This is a genomic window from Microbulbifer mangrovi, from assembly GCF_002009015.1.
GTDB lineage: Bacteria > Pseudomonadota > Gammaproteobacteria > Pseudomonadales > Cellvibrionaceae > Microbulbifer > Microbulbifer mangrovi.
On record NZ_LZDE01000105.1, the window covers coordinates 1 to 1,193 of the forward strand.

The 1,193-nt window shown below is 54.7% G+C and carries 1 protein-coding gene; it reads left to right on the forward strand.

The window, feature by feature from the left end:
* On the forward strand, positions 1 to 1,193 hold a 1,193-nt coding region (locus tag B4U49_RS00505), incomplete at both ends, for a carbohydrate-binding protein (protein WP_143735438.1).

The window sequence follows — 1,193 nt, forward strand, 5'->3', positions numbered from 1 at the left end:
AAGGCGAGCCGCAAGCCGGGCACCAACAAAATCTATACCGGTGCGATCCACTCCAAAGAGAGTCTGACTTACCCGCTATACATGGAAGCTCGGGTAAAAATTACTAACCTGACGCTTGCCAATGCTTTCTGGTTGCTAAGTGCTGATTCCACACAGGAAATCGACACGCTTGAAACATACGGCAGCGACCGTCCCAGCGAGGCCTGGTTTGACCAGCGCATCCACCTCAGCCACCACGTATTCATCCGCGATCCGTTTCAGGATTACCAGCCCAAAGATGCCGGCACCTGGTATGCCACAGAAGATGGCAGCAGCTGGCGCGATGACTTTGTTCGTGTAGGCACCTACTGGAAAGACCCCTGGACACTGGAGTACTACGTCAATGGCGAACTCGCCCGAGTAACTTCCGGCGTCGCGATGATCGACCCCAACGGCTATACCGGAGGTGCCGGCCTTAACAAACCCATGCAGGCTATTTTTGATGCGGAACATCAAGGCTGGCGCGATACACAGGGCACAGAGCCACCGACAGATGCTGAACTGGCAGACCCGACACGCAACAAATTCCTCGTCGACTGGGTGCGCTTTTACAAACCTGTTCCGAATACGGGCAATGGTTCAGGTAATGCCACTGTCAAAGAGATGGCCAGTTTTTCCACAACTGGTAAAGACGGTACTGCAGTCGGCGGCGATAGCATAATCGGCTTCAATCCAAACGGAGACAACATCAATTACAACACCCTCGGGGATTGGGGTGATTACACAGTCAACTTTCCAGAATCTGGAAGCTACCAGGTCGAATTGGTCACAGCCTCACCGGAGTCCAGTGGGCTTGGCGCTGACATTAGCGTCGACAGCAGCTATGTAGGCACCGTTTCGATCAGCAGTACCGGCGGCTGGGAGCAATACAGCAGCTTTTCTCTCGCTAACCCCATCTACATCGCCACGCCAGGTGATCACACCATCCGGGTCCAAAGCTCAGGAGGCAGTGCCTGGCAGTGGAACGGTGACGAAATCCGTTTTACCAAGGTTGAGGATGGCGGCTCACCGCCTCCAGGCTCTGGATCGAGTATCACCGTAGAAGCGGAAAGCTTCGACGCCGTGGGCGGCACCTTTGCCGATGGTCAGCCACAAGCCATCAGTGTCTACAGCATAAATGGCGCTACGGCGATCAACTACGTCAACAAAGGCGA